Origin of the sequence: Enterococcus wangshanyuanii (assembly GCF_002197645.1) — a bacterium.
GTDB lineage: Bacteria > Bacillota > Bacilli > Lactobacillales > Enterococcaceae > Enterococcus_L > Enterococcus_L wangshanyuanii.
In genome coordinates this window covers 3,137,411-3,162,791 of the sequence record NZ_CP021874.1, presented here as the reverse complement: position 1 = coordinate 3,162,791, position 25,381 = coordinate 3,137,411, and the positions used below count along the sequence as shown (strand labels likewise).

22 protein-coding genes and 1 pseudogene are annotated in these 25,381 nt (G+C 38.8%); 3 read left to right on the top strand and 20 right to left on the bottom strand.

Annotated features, from left to right (window positions below; genetic code table 11):
* Positions 1-113 precede the first annotated feature (113 nt).
* The 8 genes from CC204_RS15775 to CC204_RS15740 form a co-directional block, all read right to left on the bottom strand.
* Complete coding sequence (locus CC204_RS15775; protein WP_088271034.1) at positions 114-1,277, bottom strand: cation:proton antiporter; 1,164 nt, start codon at positions 1,275-1,277, stop codon at positions 114-116.
* Between the two features lie 143 nt (positions 1,278-1,420).
* Positions 1,421-1,984: an elongation factor P gene (gene efp / locus CC204_RS15770; protein WP_088271033.1), complete on the bottom strand. Its 564-nt coding sequence runs from the start codon at positions 1,982-1,984 to the stop codon at positions 1,421-1,423.
* 735 nt (positions 1,985-2,719) lie between these two features.
* Positions 2,720-3,178, bottom strand: coding sequence for a nucleoside deaminase (locus CC204_RS15765; RefSeq protein ID WP_088271032.1), 459 nt, complete (start codon positions 3,176-3,178; stop codon positions 2,720-2,722).
* 17 nt (positions 3,179-3,195) lie between these two features.
* Entirely contained in the window at positions 3,196-4,635 is a 1,440-nt protein-coding gene (locus tag CC204_RS15760) for a cytosine permease (protein ID WP_088271031.1), read from the bottom strand.
* A 25-nt stretch (positions 4,636-4,660) separates the two neighbouring features.
* On the bottom strand, positions 4,661-5,800 hold the full coding sequence (locus tag CC204_RS15755; protein ID WP_088271030.1) for an ankyrin repeat domain-containing protein: 1,140 nt from the start codon (positions 5,798-5,800) through the stop codon (positions 4,661-4,663).
* A gap of 21 nt (positions 5,801-5,821) precedes the next feature.
* Positions 5,822-7,246: a YlbE family protein gene (locus tag CC204_RS15750; protein ID WP_088271029.1), complete on the bottom strand. Its 1,425-nt coding sequence runs from the start codon at positions 7,244-7,246 to the stop codon at positions 5,822-5,824.
* Positions 7,243-8,796 (bottom strand): acyl-CoA synthetase FdrA, encoded by a 1,554-nt coding sequence (gene fdrA / locus CC204_RS15745; protein WP_088271028.1) that lies wholly within the window; start codon positions 8,794-8,796, stop codon positions 7,243-7,245. The genes CC204_RS15750 and fdrA overlap by 4 nt, the downstream gene beginning before the upstream one ends.
* A gap of 417 nt (positions 8,797-9,213) precedes the next feature.
* Positions 9,214-10,110: an oxamate carbamoyltransferase subunit AllH family protein gene (locus tag CC204_RS15740; RefSeq protein WP_088271027.1), complete on the bottom strand. Its 897-nt coding sequence runs from the start codon at positions 10,108-10,110 to the stop codon at positions 9,214-9,216.
* A gap of 168 nt (positions 10,111-10,278) precedes the next feature.
* On the opposite strand from CC204_RS15740, the gene CC204_RS15735 reads away from it, so the two are divergent.
* Entirely contained in the window at positions 10,279-11,955 is a 1,677-nt protein-coding gene (locus tag CC204_RS15735; protein WP_088271740.1) for a PucR family transcriptional regulator, read from the top strand.
* Between the two features lie 78 nt (positions 11,956-12,033).
* Here CC204_RS15735 and fabZ read toward each other — a convergent pair whose 3' ends face one another.
* Both fabZ and fabF read right to left on the bottom strand, forming a co-directional pair.
* A complete protein-coding gene (gene fabZ, locus CC204_RS15730; protein WP_010772238.1) occupies positions 12,034-12,468 on the bottom strand; it encodes a 3-hydroxyacyl-ACP dehydratase FabZ in 435 nt (144 codons plus the stop codon).
* On the bottom strand, positions 12,465-13,709 hold the full coding sequence (gene fabF / locus CC204_RS15725; protein ID WP_088271026.1) for a beta-ketoacyl-ACP synthase II: 1,245 nt from the start codon (positions 13,707-13,709) through the stop codon (positions 12,465-12,467). The genes fabZ and fabF overlap by 4 nt, the downstream gene beginning before the upstream one ends.
* A 301-nt stretch (positions 13,710-14,010) precedes the next feature.
* Between fabF and fabI the strand changes: the two genes are divergently transcribed.
* Positions 14,011-14,763, top strand: a complete 753-nt coding sequence (gene fabI, locus CC204_RS15720) for an enoyl-ACP reductase FabI (protein WP_088271025.1) — start codon at positions 14,011-14,013, stop codon at positions 14,761-14,763.
* A 141-nt stretch (positions 14,764-14,904) separates the two neighbouring features.
* Here the strand turns inward: fabI and CC204_RS15715 are convergent, their stop codons facing one another.
* The 4 genes and pseudogenes from CC204_RS15715 to CC204_RS15705 form a co-directional block, all read right to left on the bottom strand.
* Positions 14,905-15,987 carry an acyltransferase family protein gene (locus CC204_RS15715; RefSeq protein ID WP_227011177.1) on the bottom strand — a complete coding sequence of 361 codons (1,083 nt, stop codon included), beginning with the start codon at positions 15,985-15,987 and terminating at the stop codon, positions 14,905-14,907.
* Positions 15,988-16,154: 167 nt separating this feature from the next.
* Positions 16,155-16,571, bottom strand: a pseudogene (locus tag CC204_RS15710) (GNAT family N-acetyltransferase); the annotation flags it as partial.
* A 75-nt stretch (positions 16,572-16,646) separates the two neighbouring features.
* The gene (locus CC204_RS21675) at positions 16,647-16,760 is read right to left on the bottom strand and encodes a GNAT family N-acetyltransferase (protein WP_241389387.1); all 114 of its coding nucleotides are present in this window, start codon (positions 16,758-16,760) and stop codon (positions 16,647-16,649) included.
* 253 nt (positions 16,761-17,013) lie between these two features.
* Positions 17,014-18,561: an ABC-F family ATP-binding cassette domain-containing protein gene (locus CC204_RS15705; RefSeq protein WP_088271024.1), complete on the bottom strand. Its 1,548-nt coding sequence runs from the start codon at positions 18,559-18,561 to the stop codon at positions 17,014-17,016.
* A gap of 426 nt (positions 18,562-18,987) precedes the next feature.
* Here CC204_RS15705 and CC204_RS15700 point away from each other — a divergent pair, with 426 nt between their 5' ends.
* The gene (locus CC204_RS15700) at positions 18,988-19,578 is read left to right on the top strand and encodes a helix-hairpin-helix domain-containing protein (protein WP_088271023.1); all 591 of its coding nucleotides are present in this window, start codon (positions 18,988-18,990) and stop codon (positions 19,576-19,578) included.
* A gap of 64 nt (positions 19,579-19,642) precedes the next feature.
* Here CC204_RS15700 and CC204_RS15695 read toward each other — a convergent pair whose 3' ends face one another.
* Genes CC204_RS15695 through CC204_RS15670 form a run of 6 tightly spaced genes read right to left on the bottom strand, consistent with a single transcriptional unit; the run spans position 19,643 to position 25,139 of the window.
* Positions 19,643-21,571 (bottom strand): BglG family transcription antiterminator, encoded by a 1,929-nt coding sequence (locus CC204_RS15695; RefSeq protein WP_088271022.1) that lies wholly within the window; start codon positions 21,569-21,571, stop codon positions 19,643-19,645.
* Between the two features lie 35 nt (positions 21,572-21,606).
* Positions 21,607-22,650: a tyrosine-protein phosphatase gene (locus CC204_RS15690; protein WP_088271021.1), complete on the bottom strand. Its 1,044-nt coding sequence runs from the start codon at positions 22,648-22,650 to the stop codon at positions 21,607-21,609.
* Positions 22,651-22,652: 2 nt separating this feature from the next.
* Positions 22,653-23,477 (bottom strand): PTS system mannose/fructose/sorbose family transporter subunit IID, encoded by an 825-nt coding sequence (locus CC204_RS15685; protein ID WP_088271020.1) that lies wholly within the window; start codon positions 23,475-23,477, stop codon positions 22,653-22,655.
* Positions 23,474-24,253 carry a PTS mannose/fructose/sorbose/N-acetylgalactosamine transporter subunit IIC gene (locus CC204_RS15680; protein WP_088271019.1) on the bottom strand — a complete coding sequence of 260 codons (780 nt, stop codon included), beginning with the start codon at positions 24,251-24,253 and terminating at the stop codon, positions 23,474-23,476. The genes CC204_RS15685 and CC204_RS15680 overlap by 4 nt, the downstream gene beginning before the upstream one ends.
* Positions 24,254-24,721 (bottom strand): PTS sugar transporter subunit IIB, encoded by a 468-nt coding sequence (locus tag CC204_RS15675; RefSeq protein ID WP_088271018.1) that lies wholly within the window; start codon positions 24,719-24,721, stop codon positions 24,254-24,256.
* Entirely contained in the window at positions 24,708-25,139 is a 432-nt protein-coding gene (locus tag CC204_RS15670) for a PTS sugar transporter subunit IIA (RefSeq protein WP_088271017.1), read from the bottom strand. Before CC204_RS15670 ends, CC204_RS15675 begins: the two co-directional genes overlap by 14 nt.
* Positions 25,140-25,381: the final 242 nt, after the last annotated feature.

Here is a 25,381-nt window from a genome sequence, read left to right as displayed (position 1 = left end):
GTCGTAACTCTACAAGTTACGACACAGTCCTTTTTAAAACGAATAAACCGGGGAAGCAGAAGTAATTCCCTCTTATTTTCCAGAGCGGAACTTTTCTGTCCCATCCTCGTCTTTTAAGCGATCATTTGTTTATTTTGTTTCATGATCGTTGCCTTTAACAGCAATGGAGCGATGATCGTGGTAGCAATCACCACAATGATCACCGATGAATAATACTCTTCCGAAAGAAAGCTTGATGTTAAACCAACTTGAGCTATAATCAATGCCATCTCTCCTCTAGAAACCATCCCCGAACCAATAATCATCGTCGAGATTCCTTTAAAACCAGTTAACCTTGCCCCTAAAGCGCCACCTAATAATTTTGACAGTACAGCTGCAATGGTCAAAATAATGATAAATAAGAAATGTTTTGACATGCCGGCAAACGTCATATTCAACCCGATCGACACAAAAAACATCGGAATAAATACTGCATAACCAATCGTTTCCAGCTTTTCGTCTACTCGTTTACGATAATCTGTCTGAGCAATCGCTACACCTGCAAAAAAAGCACCGATGATTGCCCCCATATCAAGCATTTCAGCAAAATAGGCAAAACCTAGACAGACTACTAAGGAAATAGCTGATACAGCTTCGATCGCAACTAGTTTTTCACTTAAATTCAGCAGCCATGGAACTAGCCATTTACTTGCTGCGAAAATAACGATGAAAAAGAAGACTTTCAACAGCAAGACTTCCCATAACGGTAAGCTACTATCAAGTGTTGAACGGTTCATCAAGCTCAACATGATCCCTAAAATCAAAACAACGACAATATCATCAACTACCGCTGCCCCGAGAATCGTTGCACCTTCTTCCGTGTCGATCTTTTTCAGATCCTTCAACACTTGAACTGAAATACTAACGGACGTCGCACTAAAAAGCACCCCTAGAAAAATCGCATTTTGAACGGAAAACTGAAACAATTCTCCTACGCCAAATCCCATTACTGCTGGGAAAACAATGCCCATCAACGCGACAGCTAAAGCAGGCCGCCAATATTTCTTTAAAAGCTCTAAATCACTTTCTAAGCCTGCAATAAACATCAAAATAATGACACCTATTTCAGAAAAGTAATGCATAAATTCATCTGGTTTGATCCAGCCTAAAATAGCTGGCCCGATCAAAATACCGACCAATAATTCACCGATCACTGAAGGTATGCCGATCCGATTACAAAAATGACCAGCGAGTTTGGTGAATAGTAAAACCAAACATAAGGTTAATAAAAAGAACATAGATTTCTCCCTTTCTACAAATAAACTTCCTTTTTTATTATAACATGTTTGAATCCTTTCACCTTGTCGTCAAGATCAAGAACACCAACAAAAAAAGCCTGAAATCTAACATTACGTTATTTCCAGGCTTAAAAAAATCAAGTTTATTTAGATGCACGTTTTAAGTACGTACCTTCTTGTGTATTGATTTCTAATAATTCATCGGCTTCGATAAAATCAGGCACGTTGACAACTAATCCTGTTTCCATCACAGCAGGTTTACCAGAACCTGAAACAGTCGCACCTTTGATCGATGGTTGTGTTTCCTGCACACGCAGAACAACTGTTGTCGGCAATGTCACACCAATTACTTCTGAACCGAAGAATTGAATTTTTACTTCCATGTTTTCTAGAAGATATTTTAATTCATCTTCGATCACAGTTGTTGGGATTTCATATTGTTCGTATGTTTCTAAATCCATGAAGTTCGCTGTGTCATCTTGACTGTATAGATATTGTACAGGTTTACTTTCGATAAAAGCTTTTTTGACTTTATCATCTGGACGCATTGTTGTATCAGTGGTAGCGCCTGTACGAACGTCCTTTAGTTTCATACGCATAACGGTATTTCCTTTACCCGGTTTGTGATGGCTAGCTTCCATTACACGAATCAATTTTCCGTCTTGTTCAAACGTCATACCTGCTTTAAGATCACTTACTGCTATCATTTTATAGTTCTCCTTCTTTTGTTAAGATTGATTGCCGCTATTAAAATAGAGACTCGACTATACTCCTAGACTATTGTAGCAGATTCAGCGCAGTTATTCTACTAGAATAGGCAGTTCTGATGGGAGAAAATGTTTTTAGTATTTGACATAAGTGAATGGGGCAATTTGCTAAAATCCTTATTTACTAAAAAAATCTACCTCGAGGACAAACCCAAAATTCTTTTTTGAATAAGAAATGAGCTATTCGTTTGATTTGTTATGTAGAATGCTAAATGAGGCAACTCTATAAAAAAGACAAGTTTCATGAACAATTGCTATATCTGCTCTTTTTCAAGTTCATTTGTGGTAATCATCAAAATAAAGACTTCATTCTCCCTATCAAATAACAGACCCTTAATTGGTATTCAATAAAGAATCTGATTTCAACATCTAATCCATGTTCATAATCATGATTTATTTCATCTGCCATCTTCTAAAAAAGTCTTTCGTATTTCTCCTACTTTCTATTATTTATCCAGTCTCTAATTGATAAAAAACTGTCCAATCTTCTTTTAAAAGATCAGAAATATTAATCATGTGACGAAAAGTTCGCTATGCGACTTCTATCTAGATCGGCTCTCAAAAAGAAAATCAGTTAGCCCTTCAATTGATTTTTCCGTCTCTTGTTCTCACAGACTACGGCGAAACAAAAGAGCCGACCGCTCCTTAGCAACCAGCTCTTTTTGATCCACTTCGTTATTCTGATTCTTTAGAAATATTCTCAAACGTTTGCCACAGTTCATCACATTCTGGACAGTTGCCTGTGTGGATCATCGAAAGCGGTGTTTGATCGGTACCGTCTAAATAATGACGTAAATGCATGTCTGAAAACCCATGTTTTGCTGCGTCTTCTCTCGTGTTGGAGTAATATACTGTTTTGATACCGGCCCAAAGAATTGCGCCCACACACATCGGACAAGGCTCACAGGTTGCATAAATTTCGCAATCAGATAAATCCATCGTATCCAGCTTTTTACAGGCTTCCCGCACAGCGATCATTTCAGCATGTGCAGAAGGATCTGTATCTTTCATCATCGTATTACTGACTGATACGATCACTTCTCCCTTTCGAACTAACGTAGCACCAAATGGTCCACCGTACTTCTTCTTCATTCCTGAAACAGTCGAAGCTGCTGCCATTTTCATATAATCCATGATTTTTTCCTCCAATACTAGTTCGTTTCTTTCATTACTTTGCTTAAAATACTGTACACGACAAATGAAAAGATCAATCCTGAGAAGAAAGCAAAATCATTGATCGTTTTCAAAAATGGAATCGATTGCAAAAAGGCACCTGACATCGTTATCACAAAACTGATTCCTAAAGTCAGCATTGCTTTTTTATTATAGCCTGATTTGAACTCACCCAGATCGCCGTCTTCTACATAGATGGTGTCCAAATTGATCACTTGTTTGTGCTCAATATAAAAGCTAGCAAGCATGATTCCTGCGATTGGCCCAAACATAGAACCGATAAAGCTATAAAAATAAAACAGGGTCGAAGCATTTTCCACTAATTTCCAAGGTAAAATCATTGTACCAATAATTGCGGTCAACACACCAGCCTTTTTAACATCCAATACTTTGGGAAATAGTGAAGACATTTGTAATCCTGCTGGAAAAAGATTCCCAAATACAACGAAAGCCAACGCCCCCATATTCAAGGCTAGGATCAAGACGAAAACAGCAAACGTATTATTGATTTTATCAAAGGCATTTACGATATTGAAAATCGGTTCACCAAATGCGATTTGCGTTCCTGCGATCAGACCCACACATGTGATCGCAAATAATATATAAGACAAGATAAAGCCTAATGGTAAACCGATGATCATCGCTTTTGGTGTTTTTGCTTTTTGAGTAAAGTCACCGATATTTACGATCGGACCAGCCCAATTTGACACTAAAGCACTGACACAGGCGATAAAGACGATCGGACTGCTCGTCGCATTTGCTGGTGTGTAAGCTAAAATCGGACCAAAACCGCCGGCAATTTGAATCGTCCAGATCGCTGCTCCAACAATAAAGACATAGACGATCGGTGAAGACCAGTTGCCAAATTTATCTAACACTTTTGTTCCGCCTAAAAATAAAGCAACCGTCACACACCAAATGATCAAATAGCTCAGCATCGTTGGTGCCGGCATTCCTAAAATCGTCATCCCGCCGCCGATAGTCATATAATTAGGCATGATTCGGCTGAATAAGACATCCAGCGATTGGGCACTCACCACGCTTTGTGTTCCAAAGAAAACAACACCTGCGATCAACCCTCGACAAAGCGATGGAATGATTGCCCCTTTAACACCAAAAACCGAACGGAGCAACATAGGAAATGGTAAGCCATATTTAGCGGATGCAACACCGTTCAACACATAAAATACGGAAACGATCACAGCAGACAACATGACGGCAGCTAATACTTGTTTCGTGTTTAATCCAAGTAGGAAAAATCCTGCTACGGTCATATAGGAAAGAATATTGTGAACAGCACCCATCCATAAGGTTACGTAATTAAAGACGCCCCAGTTCTTATCGGCTCCTGTTTTTGGCAGTAATTCTGCAGAATAAGTTGGTGCAGTGTCGATCGTTTGTTTCTCTACTGATTCCATTGTCTTTTCCTCCAATACTTTTTCTTTAGATTTTTAGAAATTGAAGTGACTGCGCTCTATGTTCTGAAAATAATGGATTATCTGGGTTTAACTGGATGGCTTTGTCCATCGCTTCAATTGCTTCTTGATGGCGATTTAAACTGCGTAAGCTATTCGCCTTATGAAAATAGAAATCTACTCGATCCGGATGATCCTTTAATAAATCATCCATCAATTCGACTGCTGCTTGATGACGTCCTAACTCTCTTAAAAAGTTTGATTTGTGGTAGCGATAAAAGAAGCCTCGATCCGTCTTGATCGCTTGGTCGTACACTTTTAGTGCTTGCTCTATTTCTCCCATCATACGAAATGTGTTCGCAAGATAAAAAGCAAATTCTGCTTCGTGCTGCCAGCCTTTTTTATAATATCCGATCGCTTTCTGGTAATCTTTTGACCGCTGATAAGTGTAACCTAAATAATAGAGCACATCTAAGTTCGTCTGATTTTGTTTTTCAAGCAGATCTAAAGCTTGAATAAAAGCATCTTCTCTTAAAAGACTGCGGGTCCTTTGGAAAAACGGCGCTTCGATTTCTTTTTTTTCGAGAATCGCAATTAATTGCTCGTTTCCTGACTCTCTTGCGTAGTCAAGAGCACTTTTTCCCGCATCATCTGTTTGATTCACGTCTGCCTGATGCTGAACTAACTCTCGAATGACATCACGATATAAGCGTCCGCCATTTCCTAAAATCGTCGCTTCTAATAACGCTGACCAACTCAATCGATTGACATGATCGACTGGTACTCCCGCTGCTAAACAGAGCTGAACGGTTTTCAGATAACCTTTCTCACTAGAAGGAAGCAAGGCGGTTCCGCCAAAACGATTCACTGACGGTAAATCCGCCCCTCCTTGAAGCAGCTCAGAAACGATGTCATCAAAGCCATTCGCTGCTGCGCAGATAAACGGTGAGAGGCTAGTATTATCCTTTTGATTCACATCCGCATGAAAACGAAGTAGTTCTTTCACCAGTGTCAGATTATTTTGTTGAACAGCTAGCATCAAAGGCGAGCGTCCGGCTTCATCTGTCACAGAAACTTCTGCTCCTTCTGCAAGTAATTCATGCACTTGTTCAATTTTATTTGCCGAAATTGCTTCAAATAAGAGTTGGTCTGTTTTTACTACATCCATTATTGTTCACTCCTTTCGATTTTATAATTGTTCGCTAAACGCGATGATCGCTTTTTCAAATGCTTCCATCGGCGGATGTGTGATACCTGCACCGATCATACCGATTCCTGCTTCTTTATGGGCAATCGCTGTATTGATGATCGGCAAGGTATTTGTCTGAATCACTTTTAAACTGTCGATGCCGGAAGGAACACCCATAAAATCAAGGGTCGGGATCGTAATGTTGGGATTTTCAGCGGTTGTGATGCCTTGCATCTCAACAGAAAAACGTAATGCATCTTCAATGGTTCCACCAACTAAGGCAACGATTGCGGGTGCTGCAGCCATCGCAAAACCGCCGATTCCATAAGTTTCTGTGATTGCACTATCACCGATATCAAGTCCAGCATCTTCTGGCTTATATCCTGCAAACATCGGACCGATCACTTTTTGAGAAGGTCCAACAAACCACGGATTTCCTTCGATTCCGCTGATATGAATGCCAAATTCTGTTCCATTTCGAGCCATTGTTGTTACAACGGTGCTATATGGAATCCCCACAGCAGAATCTAAAGCTGCTTTACACATCGCCATCCAGGTTGGGCCTGAAAAATAATCACTGCTGGCAACAAAATCAAACACTTCCTTCATCTCTTCGATCGAATGATCCGTTTGAATGATATAAGGTGTCAGCGCTTGAATCAATAACGTCGTTCCGGCATTGTTACGATTATGACATTCATCCCCCATATGCAGTGCTTGCGCCAGCATCAATTTCAAATCGATTCCTTCCTTGCACAACTTCATTGCATCTCTTAAAATCGGGCCAAATATATCTCTCATCCAAATCAGACGTTCGATCACACTTTCATCATTGGCACCCATCCGTAAAATTTTAGACATTTGTTCACTTAAATTAGTAAAAGCTAAATTCCCGTACGTTTTATTTTCAACAATATGCATGTACATAGAAGCAGAAGTCACGCCAGCCATTGAGCCGACACATTGATGCTCATGACAAGGAGAAAAAATAATGGCACCAGATGCCGCTACACGTTCCGCATCCTCTAAATCCTTTGCCAAGCCTTCAAAAACTAAAGCTCCTTTGACCGCACCTTTCATCGGACCGTTCATTTTTTCCCAAGTGATGGGAGGTCCGGCATGTAAAATGGTATTTTTCGTCATTCCAGGTACAACATTGATCGCCTGATCATAACCAATCAGTGAAATTTGCGAAGAAATGATCCGATTTACTGCTTCTTCATTGGCTTTTTTGATCTTTTCGAGATTTTCAGGTGTTTCAATTTTTTCTAATGCAGCTAAGATGCTCGCTTTCCCTTGACCTGGAGGTGCCCAATTTAGGTAGTTGGCTTTGACGTGCTGTTCAGCTAGTTCTTCTTGAAATGTCTCAATACCAAGATCGATGATCACTGGTTCTTCTTTGAATAATTCTGTTATTTTACTCATGATCGTTCTGCCCCTTTCACAACAAATTCTCTTGCCAATAATCCGGCATTTTGGCTGCTGCTGGCATATGTTGCGCCAATTGCAGTTAATTTTTCGACTTGTTCATTGATATCCTGTTTATCTAAATCCGTTCCTAACACATAACCGATGATTTCTAAATGGCGCCCTTCTGCCGCTGCTTTTTCTTTTGCTTCTTTCATATATGGCACCATCACACCCACTGGATCAGTATGTGAGCCATATCCTAAAACAAAGTCCATCAAGATGACCCCGACCGTTGGATCAGCTGCTTCTTCAACAAAGCGGGCGATACGATTTGACGGATCGATCATTGGATGCGGTTTGCCATTCGTGAATTCATCTGCACCAAAATCAATAAACGTATGAGCACGACTAGGATCACCAAAATGAAGCAAGTGTTCATCATCTGTCGCGATATTGCTGTAAACATCGGAGAAACGTTCTTTCGCAGTAAACATCGCTTCATCACAAAGCGTTCCGCCAGTAAATAATCCTCGAATATAGCGTTGTTCTGAATTTAACTTTGTCCGAACCTCGTCGATCAACGGCAGATTCAATGGATGAACATCTAAGCTGTTTTCATCGATTCCAGCAAGCGTGACTGCTCTTAATGCCGCTGCCTTAGACATTTTTTCAAAATAAATTCCTTCTTCATTTTGGCGTGACTCACTGCCGATAAACCAAATCACTACTGGCTTCGTTGATTGTCTAACCCGTGTCAGAATTTTTTCTTCCACTGCTTTTGCGGGTGGTTTAGAAATCAACACGATGACTTTCGTATCCGGATCTGCCTCTAAAGCATCGATCGCATCCATCATCATGCGTCCGCCGACTGCTTCACTTAAATCTCGTCCCCCCGTTCCAATCAATTGTGAAACACCTTCGCCAAATTCATGGATGCGAACACTGATTTCCTGACTACCTGTGCCAGACGCTCCAACGATTCCAATGCTGCCCTTACGAACTTTATTCGCAAAACAAAGGCCGATATTATTGATGATCGCTGTCCCACAATCCGGTCCCATCATCAATAAACCTTTTTCATGCGCTAAATCTTTTAATTGAATTTCTTCCTGCACACTTACGTTATCGCTAAACATCATAACATGCAGATCATTTGTCAATGCTTTCCGCGCTTCTCTAGCAGCATATTGACCATTAACTGAGATCACCGCTAGATTCGCTTCAGGTATCGCTTTTTTCGCTGTTTCAATCGTTGTATACTGTTCCGTAGATTGCCCTGAACTTTTAGTTTTTTTCTCTGTCATCAAGTGCTCGATTTCTTTAAACAGATCTGCAGAATCCGTTGAAGCATCTGCCTCAACGGCAATCACTAAATCACTTGTCTGCGCCTGTTCAACCTCATCGGTAAACAAACCAACATTTTTCATCACTTCTTTATTCATCTCTGTTGCCATTGCAATGATTGCCTGATCTACACCAGCCAATTGATTAGCCCGAGTAGACAAAGCCATCAAAGACACAGAATCGATGTAAGTATTCGGTTGAATCTTAATACTGATTGACATAAAAATTCCTCCTTAATTTAAAAGCGGAATGAGCCGTCTAGTCTCGACTGAAAAATAGGAAAATATAACTGAGGTGCTTTTTGCCTCATTTATATTTTATCTTTTTTCCGAGAGACTGGCTCATGCAGCTAGATAACAATAGATGCGGAACAAATCGCTTAATCCTGTAGAAAATTAGAAAATTGGCTTTGAGGTGCTTTTTACCTCACTGACAATTTATCTATTTTCCTAAGGATTGATTTGTGCAGCTGGATAACAATAGATGCGGAAAAGGCTTGCCCAGCTCTGACTGAAAAATAGGAAATATTGATTGAGATGCTCTTTATCTCACTCAATATTTATCTTTTTTCCGAAGAGCTAGCCTGTACAGCAGGATAATACAACTGATCAACACTTTCTCCGAAAGTCTCGTACTGTTCAACATTCTCTTCCCTCTGCCAGCGTAAACTCTATTCCAGCCAACATGCCAGAAAGAATATCTCCTCCTGACGTCGAGCCGATCGCTAAAACTGCAAACATCTTCTCTTTAAGCTCTCCTTCATCGTCACCATAAAAAAGTTCATTTAAAAAGGCACCTAAGCGTTCACGTGCTGCTCCTTTGATTGCCCAATCCAGCGTAGAAAAACTAATCTCATTCGTTCGCTTTTTTAACTCTTGCCGACAATTGAACAGCCATTGTTTCAATGAATGATACGGATAATCTGTTGTTGTAAAAATAAGTGCTAAACCAACTAAAAAATCATCTCCTGAAGGTGTCAGCCCCGGTCCCAATCCGACAACTCGATTCACTTGCTTCATTGCTTGAAACAGCTGCTTTTCTTTCAAATAATTAAGTAAGTGACCCGTTTCTTTCCAAAGCATCGTATGCATCATTTTTTCATAAGCAGTTGCTTGAGCACTATTTAGTATATAGCCCCCTTTGCTTTCTATTTGCTCCAACCACCGATTAACTATTCGGATGCGGGACGTTATTTGTTGGTAAGTCTCTTGAGATGGAAAAATGATTTCCGGATATTGCCACTTCTTCGCATCGTCAAGCGCTATCGCAGCAACCCCCTCAATTACTAGCTGACCCTGTTGAACAAAAACACGCGTATTCAATGGCACCTGTAATCGATCTTTAAAAAAATTGGCCACTCGTATCGTATTTGGTGCGTCGTCTAATTCTGCTGTAGCAATCGTATATAATGTACCAGAATCATCAATGATATTTATTGTCCGATCAAATGTACTATGAACCTCTCCTGCCCAACGATTTTCTTGAAGCTCTAGTAGAAAATTTTGAGAACCAGAAAGAGTTTTATACGTCCGCATACCTTTCACCTCCTTTTCCAACTCTTCTTTACATGATTAAATTTACACTAAGTAAGCCTTTTCAAAAACAGGTAGATTATCTGAATATCCCCTCTTAAAGTTGTATACTTTAACCAAGTGCCGTATAGTTAAACTAAATACTCTTAGAGGATGAAAGTAGGTGCCTACGTGTTAACCGTCAAAAATTTCTTAGCATTACCCCAGTTTAAAGCATTCAAGCTAGTTGCCGGGGAAAAAGGTCTTAACAATAAAATTACTGGTGTCAATATTTTAGATAATCCAGACGCCTCCGACTGGTTATCCGCTGGGGAATTGTTGATTACTTCTGGGTACTTTTTTAGTGAAAATACAGATATCCAGCAACGATTTATTCAACGTTTCAAAGAAATCAACTGCTCCGCGATTTGCATCAAACCCCATATTTACTTAAAAGGAATTCCAGAATCAATGCGTCAATTAGCTGATGAATTATCGCTTCCACTAATTGAAATTCCATATGGGATCGCTTTTTCAAAAATCATGAACATCGTCATGGCGGAAATTTCAGGACATGTGAATGAATTAAATCAGGCTTCTCTGGACATTCATTCACAATTTTTTGAAATCTCTTTACATGGTGGAGGAATGAAAAAAATTGCTGCTGGACTAGCTCAAATGGTCCATAATCCAATCGTGTTGGTCGATACGGATTGGAACGTAATAACTGTCAGCGATCAAAATGTACCTATTATCGAAAAGACTCTTAGAAAAACAGGAGAGCGCTTCAGCTTTCCTCTCACTGTCTTCTCTGATTTGCCAACAAATTTTGAACGTATCCAAAAACCATTTACACGATCAACCTTGTTTGATGATACAGAATATCCTTGGGTGATCATGCCGGTCTATTTTGATACGATCCATTATGGTTTTATTCTCGTATGTCAGATAGAAGACGCCTTGACGGATCTTGATTACGTTGCTTTAGAAAACGGCTCCATGGCTTTTGCATTAGAACAAATGCGGTTATTTGAAATCGAACGTACAGAAAATAGAATCAGACGCGACTTTTTTGATCAGCTATTATCTGGACAAATCAAAGACTTAAATACTTTAGCAGCTTATGATACAACACTTGATCCATCACTGAACTATACTGTTTTAATTTTTTCTATCCAGACACTAGAGCGCGAGACGATGTCACTGATCCAAAAAAAACAAACAGAAGATCGCTTGATGAAAAGTATGCTGGCATCCTTAACGACCTATATCGCTACTCGGTTTCCGCAGTTGCATGTCTTTAGCCGCAAGAATCAGCTCGTTATGCTTTTAGGAACTGAAGCGACACTCAGCACGGTTAAAACCTATAACGAAGTCTCCGATACAGCGGAACGAATTCGAATATATTTGGAACAGCTGGGAAAAACAGAGCAGGAAATTTTTTGTACTATCGGCTCAACCTTGCCGATCTTAGAACTTTCACAAAGTTTTGAAGAAGCAAAAAAAGTCATCCATTTGCTTGAGGATGACGACAAAGAAGAGAAAATCTATTTTTTCAATGATTTTTATTTTGATTCTTTTTTGGTAGATTCTATTTCAAAGGAGCAGGGAAGGAAATTCTATACGCATTATCTGCACCCTTTGTTGGCGTATGATCAAAAAAATAATACGAGCTTCACTCCAACATTAAAAGCGTATTTGGCACATCATTTAAATATCGCTACAACTTCTAGGGCGTTGTTCATCCATCGAAATACGCTCCTGTACCGGATCGATAAAATCAAAAGTCTTTTGCCAGTAGATTTAGAACAAGAAAAAAATACCTTCGCTTTACAGTTAGCCTTAAAATTGTATGAGCTTCACCGATAAAAAAACTGGGAAACCACTCATTGTAGAGTGGTTTCCCAGTTTTTTTATATCACACTTATATTTCCGCTATCCTATTGATTATCTACCTACGATAAACGTCAATTCACATTCACAAACTTTTTTATCTTCGACGAAGGCAGTCGCTTTTCCGATTCCAACATAGTCTCTGATTTTTACGATTTCAAAATGTAATTTCAGTACATCGCCCGGTACAACCTTTTGACGGAATTTCGCTTTATTGATGCCGCCAATATAAGCCGTTTCTCCTTGGAACTGCTCCATTTTTAAGATCAGGATCGATCCCACTTGCGCTAATGCTTCAATGATCAAAACACCTGGCATTGTTGGGTTTCCAGGGAAGTGTCCTTGGAAGAATTCTTCGTTGATCGTCACATTTTTTGTTGCAATGATTTTTTTCTCCGGGATGATTTCATCCACGTAATCGATAAAGCAAATCGGGTAGCGATTTGGAATCATTTCCATAATTTCAGTTGCATTCATTAATCTTGTCATTGTTCGTTTTCCTCCCATTTCTTCATACAAATAACGCCATTGTGTCCACCAAAGCCAAACGAATTGCTGATTGCATATTCCGCCTGAACCGTACGTGAACCATCTGTTAGATAATCTAAATCACACTCCGGATCTGCTGTTTGATAGCCAGTTGTCGGGTGAGCGATTCCTTCTTGCAAGGTTTTCACACAAGCAATTGCTTCGATTCCGCCTGCCGCACCTAAAAGATGGCCTGTCATACTTTTCGTGCTGGAAATCGGAATATCATAGGCTCTTTCACCAAAAATGCGCTTGATCGCTGCTGTTTCAGCGGCATCATTTGCAGGCGTTGATGTTCCATGCGCATTGATATACCCAACTGCCTCAGCATCGATTTGAGCCTCTGCAAGTGCCAATTCAATAGCGTCAGCAGCTCCACTGCCGTCTTTTAATGGCGCAGTCATATGGTTGGCATCACAATTACTGCCATAGCCGACAACTTCGCCCAAGATCACGGCTCCACGTTTTTTTGCATGTTCCAACTCTTCAAGCATCAGCATCCCTGCCCCTTCACCCATGACAAAACCATGTCTTTCTTTGTCAAATGGAATAGATGCCCGTGCTGGATCGTCTGTCGTATTCAGTGCACTCAAAGCAGCAAAACCAGCAATGCCGATTTCACAAATCGTCGCTTCAGTTCCGCCAGTGATCATGACATCCGCCAAACCATATTTGATCGTACGGAACGCTTCACCAATTGCATTAGTAGCAGATGCACAAGCGGTTACGATCGTTTGTGATGGGCCTTTTGCCCCTAACTTGATTGAGATATTTCCTGAAGCCATATTTGCGATGACCATCGGAACAAAAAATGGTGTCACACGTTTGGCTCCTTTTTTATCCATTACCCGAACCTGATCTTGTAAGGTCGTCATGCCGCCGATTCCACTGCCGACGATGACACCAAAACGCTTAGGATCGATCGAATCATAAGTCAAGCCGCTCATTTCCCACGCCTCTAGCGCCGCAACTAATCCATATTGAGAAAATAAATCCATCCGTTTTTGTTCTTTACGGTCGAGCACTCCGCTTGGATCAAACTCTTTTACTTCCCCTGCCAATGCAACACCTGTATCCTCTGAATCAAACTTAGTGATCTTTCCGATCCCTAATTTTCCGTTGACCAGATTCTGCCAGTATTCTTTGACTGTATTCCCTAAAGGAGTCACTGCTCCCATTCCTGTGATAACTACGCGCTTCATCTTGCACCTCCATCGATATTTTGATGTTCAAATTAAAAAAAACTTGCATAACCAATACTTTTTTGTTTAAAATTAAGTAAAATAGTTTGACTTTCAAAGTATTTTAGTTAATAATTCAGACATCGATAAAATGTCTGTCCAGTTGTGATTATCAATTAGAGAATTATATTATCATTCTCACACAGATAATACCAGTTGCATTTTTATCCGTCAACCCAAATAAAATCAGATGTTGAGATTTTATTAAGTTACGAAACCATTTTTCACATACTAAAATAATTATAAAAGGGGAAAATCCAATATGTTTCTAAAAAATAAAAAAGTCGTCGTGATGGGCGTCGCTAACAAAAGAAGTATCGCTTGGGGTTGTGCCAAAGCATTGAAAGAACAAGGCGCTGATATTATTTATACTTATCAAAACGAGCGTATGAAAAAACAGCTATTAAAATTAGCTGAACCAACAGATTTGCTTGTTGAATGTGATGTTGCTTCTGATGAGTCGATCGCTCAGGCCTTCCAAACAATCCAAGACAAATACGAAAAAATCGACGGTTTAGTCCACGCTATCGCGTTTGCCAATAAAGAAGAGTTGGATGGAAATGTTAGTGATATCAGCCGTTCAGGCTATTTACTAGCACAAGATATCAGCAGTTATTCATTGCTAGCTGTGGCTCACTATGCTAAACCGATGCTAAACCCAGGTTCTGGTATCGTAACAATGACTTATTTAGGCTCTGAAAGAGCCATTCCAAACTACAATATGATGGGGATCGCTAAAGCTTCTTTAGAGACTGCAGTAAAATATTTAGCTTATGAATTTGCGGCAGATAAAATTCGTGTCAACGGAATTTCTGCTGGTGCAATTAAAACATTAGCGGTAACAGGCGTCAAAGATTACGATCAATTGATCAAGATTTCAGAAGATCGTACCCCAGATAAAGCTGGCGTAACGATCGAAGAAGTCGGTAATACTTGTGCTTTCTTAGTGAGTGAGCTTGCTGCTGGTATTGTAGGAGATATTATCTACGTGGATAAAGGGGTTCATTTGACTTAATTTTTTCATTTCAGTAAACAAATAGAACGGATTCAGATGTGTTTAGCGCTGTAAAATCATTCTTGATTTTAGCACTTATTCAGAATAAAAAGAGTAGAGACCTCCACTCATCGAGTGATTTCCCTACTCTCTTTCTCTGTTTTATGTCACTAAAGAGCGATGAGTCAATTTTATTCTACGCCATAACTCGATATATTCCATCGGTGGATATTCGATCAACGAAATGATCAAAGAGCTTACAATATGTGTCATCACAAGTACAGTGATCAACTGTACCCAATTATTGTTAAATAGCTCATAACTTTTTACCAGACTGCCTGCCCATAAAATACATAAAGGATGGATAAAGAAATAATATTTCCCTAACTCCCGCAATCGTCTAACATTAAGCTCCCTACTCACAGCAATCGTTAAGCTCTTCCAAAAAAGCAGAGCAGTAAATGGAATCAAACTAAATAAAAAATTCTTATCGATCCCCAGATTATTATAAACGACTGCACCTTCTACTATTAAAAGAAGCGCAGCTCCCAAAAACAAATAATTGCTGTATGTTTGATACTTCTCAAGCTTCGCTTTATAATCCCAGATAAAAAAGCCCGCTGCAACAAAGATCAACGCAAAAAATAAGCCATTTCTTGTCGTGATAAACACTTGTAAATACTGATCAAAAAACGCTTTCACCTGCCCATTTCCAATATAACCATAATAGGTTTCCAATGAACCAAAACTATACAATACGACAGCTAGGCCAAGTAAAAACGGATAGCCGATTTTTTTCAACAACCATTGAACCACAACGATTGCAAAGATAGTCGCTGGAATATACCAAAGATGATAATACGTTCCTGTATAAAATAGACCAACAACTAGAGCTACTGGATACAGTGCTGGACTAAGAGAATAGCTTTGCTGAATCCACATAAAACCGACAGGCAAATAAATCAAGCTCCAAAACAAGTAAGATTTCAATAATGACCTTAGGTAACGTTTTGTATATCCTTCGGAACGTGTTTGTCCTCTGCGCACAAAATAACTTGTGGAGATCAAAAAGAACGGAACAGCAATTCGGCATAAAACATTTTTAAATAAAAAATTCAATTCTGGTTCTTGAAAGACACGTTCACAATGAAAACAAATCACTAAGATCGCTGCAGCATATTTGATCACATCGATCCCAGCAGTCATTTCCTGCGTTTTTTTGATTGTCTGTTCGATCTTTTTCACCCCCACACTCTCTTTTTACGCTTCTTTCATCAAGTATAGCAAAGCGGATTTCTTATTTTATCGGTACAAAGTCTGACTTTTCTCTCTATAAAAAGTCCTATTACTGCTAAAAAAACATACTAATTTTAGATGATATACCCACCAGTGGATGAGTTTCTCTTCTAATCTTAGTATGTTTTTAGATACTTTCTTCTATAAAGTGTACCGATGATCGACGCCAATATTTTTTGATACACTCGTTTTTGATTCCCATCAAGATTCAATTGATACATTTTGAACGTCACTAGAAAATCTTTTGGCTGCCACTGTTCTTCATAAGAATACTGATACTTCATTCCCAAGCGTTTCATCACTTCGCCGCTGCGAGGATTATTGACATCATGTGTTGCAGTTATATACGGAATATTATCTTGTTTTAGCTGTTCGATCACTGCGTGACTTGCTTCTGTCACGATCCCTTGATGCCAAAATTCTTTTTTCAGCTCATAGCCAAAATCATGACTATCATCCAGGCTGACATTTACATAACCAATCGGCTGATTATTTTCTTTTAAACAAATCGCATAGCGATAGCCTTGCGGTTGTTGGTATAGTTGACAATAGTGCGTATCAAAAAATTCGTGCGCCTCTTTTAATGAAGCTAATGAAAACCACGGTAACTATGTATTCACTGCTTTATCACTATAGATCGCAAATAAATCAGCTACATCCGCCTCAACAAATTTTCTTAAAATCAAGCGTGTGGTTTGAATAATGGGTGTGTTTTGTTTCATCATATCTCCTTTTATTGCTCGTCTCCAGTATATAATAAGAGAGCGGGACAAAACTAAAAATCAGTTTTGTTTCGCTCTCTAAACGTGAATAAACGGCGAGAAAAAAGTAGCTCCTTCGGAAATAAGCAGAAATTCACTAAAATTTGAAAAGCAATTTTCGTAAATTCCTTCTTATTTCTCGGAGCTAAACACTTTTGTCTCAGCCTCTTTATGCTGTTTTCGCTTATGTTAACACACGATCTCTATTTTGTATTTATTGCTGCAGTAATTGCTGATTCTCCAATGTAAAGACTTTATCCACGACACCTGTATAAAATTGTTCATCATTTGACACTAAGAGCACGCAGCCTTTATAGGCCTTTAATGCTGTTTGGAGCGCTTTTCTTGAATCGACGTCTAAATGGTTGGTCGGTTCATCAAGTATCAGAAAATTGCTTGGCTGCATCGTTAAATCACATAGTTTTACTTTAGACTGCTCACCTCCGCTTAACATATACAAATTTTTATCTGCAAGTTCGCGCTTGATTCCACATTTTGCAAGCTCTCTACGGACATCTTCATACGTCAATCTAGTATATTTATTAGCTAATGTTTCGATCGGTGTCCATTCTGTGTTTTCCCATTCGATTTCCTGTGAGTGATAGCCTACCTTCACTTGAGGAGAGAAATGACTTTCACCGGCTAGTGCTGGAACTTGCTCTAACAACGTTTTGATCAATGTGGTTTTGCCTAAGCCATCGGCACCTGTAATTGCGATTTTTTCTCCTTTTTTTATTTGTAGCTCAAAATCTGCTAGCAAGGGTTTTTCATACCCAATCGCTAATCCTTCAATTGTTAACGCATTCGGAGAGCTTTGAGGGGCACTTTTGAAGGAAAAATTAGCGGGAACTGTTTTTTCCGGTTCTTTCAGTCGATCCATCCGCTCTAGATGCTTTCTTCTTCCTTGTGCCATTTTCGTTTTGATCCCTGCAATATTTTTTTGGATAAAAGCTTCGGTTTCTTTGATTTTTCTTTGCTGGGCATCAAATTGACTTTGATACGCTTCGATGAAATGGGCTTTTTGTTTTAGGAAATCCGCGTGGTTGCTGTGGTATTTTTTGATTTCACCGAAGTCGATATCACAAATACATGTAGCTATTTTGCTAAGAAATTCTGTATCATGAGAAACGATAATAAACGCATTTTCGAAGGCTTTCATATAATCTGTGAGCCAATCGATGTGTTCCTGATCCAAATAGTTAGTCGGTTCATCTAGAATCAAAACAGACGGCTTTTCTAATAAAAGCTTAGCGAGTATTACTTTGATTTTATCCCCGCGATTCAATGAAGCCAACTGTCTTGTCGCTTCTCCATTGCTGATCCCAAGCCCTGTGATTGCTTTATTGATTTCATTTTCAACTTCATAAAAACCATTGATTTCCAATCTTTCCTGATAGGTTGCTGCGCGGTCCAGTAATTGATCGTCCCCAGTTTCTCCATAAGTTTCATATAATTTAAGCATTTCTTTTTCCGTTTCATAGAGCTCCTGATAAGCCGAGCTTAAAAATTCATGAATCGTTAAGCTTTCGTCCATATTCGCGTATTGATCCAGATAGCCTAAAGTCGCATTAGGATTCCATAGAATCGTTCCTTCATCAGGTAAAACACTTCCTAAAAGAATTTTTAATAGCGTACTTTTCCCAGCACCATTTTTTCCAACGATCCCCATATGTTCGCCACTCTGCAGGGTGAATGAACTCTTTTCGTATAATTGTTTATCTGGTACAGCATAAGTTAAATCTGTTACTTGTAATATTTCCATTATTTTTTCCTCTTTCTTGTCATTTTTTTACCAAAGAACATACAAAAAAGACCCAAAGACAGAAATGTCCTGGGTCTGTTAATCTATATATTCTTCAGTAAATGTGTACACTAAAAATAGAATGACAACTGAACCATTTTTTTCAAAAAAAGGCCGCGGCAAACAATTTATAGCTATACAAAATTTACTGATGAATATGAAAAGCACTACTTGCTTTTCGATTAAGCTCCATACAACACTTCATCAAAATAAGTTGTAGGGAGCAAAGAGTTGATATATATAAAACGTACATGTGTAACACCTTCCTCAGAAGATACTCTACCATTTTGAAAAAAAATAGTCAACTTGCGATAAGCATCTCCCACTTAAGATCGTTGCTTATCGCAAGAAATCCATTTAAACTAGAGAAAAAAGGAGGTCCTGATCTTGACCAGTCTGCCCAAAATTGGAAAGCCTGCAACTAACGCATTGCAAATAATAGGTATCACCAGCCTCGAACAGGTTAGCTCATTGGATAAAAAGACGCTTTCAAACATGCATGGTGTAGGTCCTAAAGCTATTGCGATTTTGGAGAAAGCTTTAGCAGAAGAGGGCTTAGCATTCAAGCAACTAACCATCGAAAATCATTCTGCTACAGACTTTGCAGTTCTTTGTTCGTTAGATTGTGATAATGCACCCAAAAAACGATTGATTCGTGACTTTCTGATTGCTGCTGTTGCCGGAAATCAAACTACCTTGACTGATCTTTTGACACACCATTTTCGTTTCATTTTACCAGGTGATCGAATGGTAGATAGTCTTGGCACATTTATTGATCTTACCCACAGAGAGAAAATAGCCGTCAGCGTACTTGAGATCCATTCCATTATCACCCACGGAAAAGAAGGGGCCGCTCATGGTACAATCACGACAAAAAAAGGAAGAAAACTATATTTTTCAGTAATCGTCCTTTTTTCCGGCAATCAAAAAGAAGCCTTGATCACCCAAGTAACGGCCTTTGCTATCAAAGATAAGTAAATATGAAAAACCTGAAAAATCACGCCAAAAGTGATTTCTCAGGCTTTTAACTCCTGTTTTTTCTCTACAGAAAAAAATGACTATAGGTTGCTTCTTTTTTATCACAAACCGTTCGCAACTTGCCTTTATCTAACGCTAAACTATTCACGATATTTAAAAACATCCTGAGTTTTTGTTTGTCCTCTCCTATTGCTAGATCTACTAATAAATAATATTCCTGGCCATCACTATTTTTATCATCTGTTTTGGGAAAAGAAAAAATTTGGATGCCTTCTTTTTTTGACTGAAGATCAAAATAGACATGAATCTGATTACGACCATTCAAATTGATTTCTTCATAGTTACTTTCTGATTGAAAATAGGTTTCGATCGGAAAATGATTGAATTTATATTTTGGATTCATCTCTACGAACGACAGGTCAGGCATGATTTTATCATAATCAAAAGCGTCTAAAAAAATATGTCGGAATGAATCCACGTATTCAAATTCAGTCATATCTGCTTCTGCGAAGTAAATGGGCGCATAATCGATCGTCATATTTTTCCCATAGTTGGAACAAAGGTAATAATCATAGCTTTGCTCCTTCAAAAAATCTAATTCATAAAGCACACGCGTTTCAATTTTTTCAATGTACTCTGAAAAATAATGCTGCAAATTAAACTTCAATTGCTGTGTACTCAATCGACCGTCGATTGCAATGATCGCCAATTTGAGTTTTCGATGCTCTAAAATGATTCGATTCAGCATCCCTAAAAAGATATTGAATAACATATGCTGCTCTCTCGTCGAAATTTTATAGCCGTATTTTTCCTGAAAGGATTCACATAATTTGAACATATAATGTTCCAACAAGGGTTCATTTTTATACTCTCGAATATTCTCATATCCTAGATCGATACAGTCCGAAACACCCAATTTGATTTTCAAGCTGATCGGAATCATGATTTTCAATAAGTCTTTGATACAGGTATAATCATCAAAAACATCGATTTGAAGTGCTTCTGAAAGTTCTCTCAATAAAAAGTTGCGTGTCTCTTCTCCTAATTCGATCAGACTATCATAGTTTTCTTTCGTACAGTCTTTAAAGCGATACAGGTCTGAGCTGATCACTGCAATATAGGTTAAAAATTCGATTACTTCATCCGAAAACTCAAACCCTGAAAATTGATTTCTAAGTTTTTGAATCATTTCAACCACTAGGGCATACTCTTCGGTTTGTGTATAGCGAAAGGCCAACTTTGGAAAGGCCAAATGAGTTAGTTGCTGTTTATTTCTAAAATAGATTAGATAAATAAAAAAACGTTCTGCATTGATGTCTGAAAAAACCACTCTTGATTTGATCATCGTTTTATAAAAAACTTTACGGATTTTATTTTTTTCCTCCGGCTGACAAAAGAATAATTTATTGTAGGCAGGTATTCCAAAGTCTGGATTCGATACTTTATTAAAGTGCTTATACACTCTGATCGTCAACATGATTTTTTTATATTCACTGCCTTGGATCGCCATGCCATAGTGCGGTCGAGCCATTAATAGTAGTCCGTATTCTGATAGCAGTTCTTTCACATGCAGCAGCTCTTTTCTCAACGAGCTGCTGGTTACTAGCTCGTCTTGTAAAAAATCCATCTTAACAAATTGATCAGCAGTCAATAAGCGCCTCAAAATATAGTGGACTCTCATATCGAATTCACTATCAATCGTAGTCGATTGATAAATCTGATAAAATTCTTTGATTTGCTTCTCGTATTCTGTATCATGAATCTCCAGTGCGTACCCTTTTGATCGTTTCGAAAGAACAGTTATCCCGATTTTATCTAGCTCTTCTTTTAGTAATTGAATATCAGATTTGATCGTCCTTGAGGTAACACCAAGTTCTGCTGCTAGACGATCACTTTTAACGAATTCCGGCGAACGAAGCAGGAGTAAAAAAAGTGCTTTGAATCTTGCCTTATCTTCAAGAAACGCCATCGATTTCATCAAATCAGCTTTCATTTTCTACTCCTCCTGTACATTCCCTTTTCACTTTTCTATTCTAGATAGAGCTCTCGCAAAGCAATTATTGTCTGCTCGTTTATCCCTAGTTCCTTAAGTGCATACTCTGTAATCGATCCGTATTGCTGCTCTATCTCAGTGATTGATGCTTCTATAAACGCCGCTTTTGTTTCGATCAATGAATAAAGATAGTTTAAAACATCAGGGTCACTGGTTAGCTTTTTATAGCCAGTCATTTTGATTTGGTTTCTCTCCACCCGATTCGTGTGGGTCAACATATAATCCGCGATCAGCTCAGCTTTTCCCACACCTAAAACCCCTAGTAAAAGCATTGCTCCAAAACCCGTTCGATCTTTTCCGCCGCGACAATGTTGGACGATCGCAGGCGCTTTAGGATCCGCAGCTATTTCCAATAACTGACGAAAGGCCTGTTTTGATTTTTCTTTATGAACAAAATTTTTATATTGCTCCATTACGATATCATACCGGCTGATAAGTTGTCCGTTCTCTTTTTGTTCGATGATCTTATTGATCAAGTTGATATCTTCATTATCTTTAGAAGAAGTGAATTGTGCGGATAATTCAGCTGCATGGGCATCTGGATCTAATTGGTACGTTTTTATGCCTTCTGCAATTTTTTTGTTTGGATACTTTGCAATTTCATCCTCGCTGCGGTAGTCGATGATCGTGTGAATTTGCAATTGTTTTAAGTACTCGATACCTTTTTGCTCTGCATTATAGATATGATCAGAGCGATACAACATTCCCCATTTTACTGTTTTCCCTTTTCCCGCTTCATAGCCGCCCATATCTCTAAAATTATTCATCCCAGCAACAGGCAACGTCCGCTCAGCAACAATTTTTTCTGACTGCTGATCTTTGATCAAAAAATACGGACGAAAATCATCTGCTTCTACTTCCACTTCAAAGCGCGGCTGTGCTGTTTTTAGTAGAAATATTGGTTGGTTATCCGTAGGCGTTTTTTTGACGTAAACCTCTATTTCACTCGTTGAAGCCGTCAGTGTTTCAAACGTAAACTGATTTTTCTTTGTTTGTGTGACCGTATATTGTTCTACCATGATTATTTACCCAACACGCCAAACATTGTCAAAATGATGGAAATAACCATGATTCCCAAAATCAACAGCGGCGCATGTTTTCCGTTCGTTTTCTTCAATATTTTATAGACAACGACTGTTACTAATATACTGAACAGCCCAGGCATAACTTTATCAAACATTTCCTGAAACTTGATCACGTTTTCTCCAGCTGAAATTTCCGCTACAACATTGACCTTCACAACAGAAGCAACTAATGCCCCAATAACCATCAAACCAACGACATTCGCCATATTTGATAGACGTTGTAATACATTGCCGCCAGCGCCATTGATCATTTCCATTCCTTTTGAATAGCCTAGATGGATCCCATAGTATTTAGAAGCAATATTGACAACATTGTACAAAAGAAACATCAAGATCGGCCCTAAGAGACTGCCATTCAATGCCAGAGAAGCGCCTATGCTTCCACAAATCGGCAACCAGGTGAATTTTAAAATACTGTCACCAATGCCGGCTAATGGACCCATCAAACCAGTTTTGATTGCGGTCACTGTTTCTTTCTCCTCTTCGCTAGTCGTCTCCTCAACTGCAGCTGCAACACCTAAAATCAATGCATCCGCGTTAACATGGCTGTTAAAAAATTCTAGATGTCGTTTCATTGCTTTTTTCTTCAAATCATCTGGTTCATCAGCATAAAGCCGTTCTAAGACAGGGGTAAAACTAGATAAAAAGCCTATGGCCTGCATGGATTGAAAGTTGTTTGTGACGTTTAATAGCTGCATGCGCCAAAATACCCGATTGAGATCTTTTTTAGTTATCTTATTGATTGTTCTTTGACTGTTCATAGATCATAATCCTCCTCATCGTCACTCAATTCCGCTCCATTTGCCGATACATGGACTACTTTTTCCTGTGTCGCCAAATCATAAATCAATGCGATCGGCAACGAGATCAATGTGATTGGCAAAACAGCCAGATCTAAGTATACCGCTAAGGTAAAACCTGCAATCAAAAAGGTCCATAGTTCTCCTTTTTTGATCATCATCAACATCAGCAAACCAATCCCAACAGAAGGGATGATCGAACCAGCTACACTCAATCCGTTCATAATAGAATCTGGTAATGCTGCAACGACTTTATCGATGGCACCTGCACCAAAATAAATTGCTAGAAAGGTCGGAACGGCACGAATTAAAAAAGCGATCATCATAGGAACATAATTGATTTTGAATACTTTTTTAAAATCGCCGGTTTCTGCGATTTTCTCTGCGATTGGATTTAAATAAACGATTCCTGACCGATATAAAATCAATAATTGCTGCGCTAATAATGAGGTTGGAACGGCCAAAGCAACAGCCGTAGCTGTTCCGCCAGAGGCAATCTCCAACGCTGTACCGATCGCTGTACCAGAAATAATATCCGGTGCTGAATAAGCACCCACATTTCCGACACCCATCCACATCACTTCTAAAGTTGCACCAATGACTAATCCAGATTTCACGTCGCCCATAATAAAACCAACAACCGTTGCGATCAACAATGGACGTCTGATCATTTGTGTGCCAATATCGTCGATGGCACAAATTCCAGCCCAAGCAGCTACAAGTAATGCTGACAGCATCTAAATGACCTCCTTTAAATTGATCTTCTCATCATTAGGCACCATTTGAACAGTGATGTCCATTTCTCCTGCCAACAGTTCTTTAAATGCAGCTTTTTCTTCCGGCGTGACTGCTAAAGCTTTCGTCAATCGTTCTCTGCCTTCTTGATACCGCATTCCACCAATATTCAAAGAAGGAATTGGCACACCAGCACGAACTGCCGTCAATACATCCACACTACTTGAAAACAAAAGCATCGTTCTTCTAGTGATCTCGGTTGTTTTGATTATTTCGCCAAATTTTTCGATAGGAAATGCTTTGACTTTTATTCCTTGTGGTGCAGCCATCGCTAAGATATTTTTTTGTGTTTTATCATTTGCGATTTTATCATTTAATACAATAATTTGTTCGATATTGTACATATTTACCCAAGTTGTCACTACTTGACCATGGATCAATCGATCATCAATTCGACTAAAGCAAATCATCTTCATCCTCATCCTTTTCTAAATCTTTATTTGTTTTGATCGTTACACCTTGTGCATACGCATTCATAATGATGTCTTTGAGCTCATCCATTGTTTTTTCCCGGTTCATCAATACCTCAAGTAGAATCGGCAAATTGATTCCTGAAACCAGCATGGTATTTTCTTGCGCTAGTAAATAAGCCGCCAAATTAGCCGGTGTCCCACCAATAATATCTGTCAAGATCACTAAGCCCTTTTGAGTGTCCAAACTTGCAGCTTTTCCCAGCATTTCTTGCTTTAAATCATCTACTTGGTCTACAACGAACACGCTAAGTGTTTCGTAATTTTTTTGTTTTCCGACGATCAATTCTGCACTTTCAATGGCAGCTTTTCCAAAATCACCATGACTCATGATCAATACCCCTATAGAACTTCCCATTTCACTTTCTCCTTTCACTAACTCTAAATATTTCATTTAAACAAGCGCTTGTTTACTGTAATTTCATTTTAAGTTTAAAGAAAAACGTTTTCAAGCTCACGTTTTTCACTTTATTTAGTGAATTCCAAGATAAGTGTCACGTTATTCACGCTATCTTACTATTATAAAATACGCAGAGTCTTCTTCTTTCTATGTTTAAGCTGGTTTAAATTAAACAAAAAAAAACTGCGACATAACTCTGT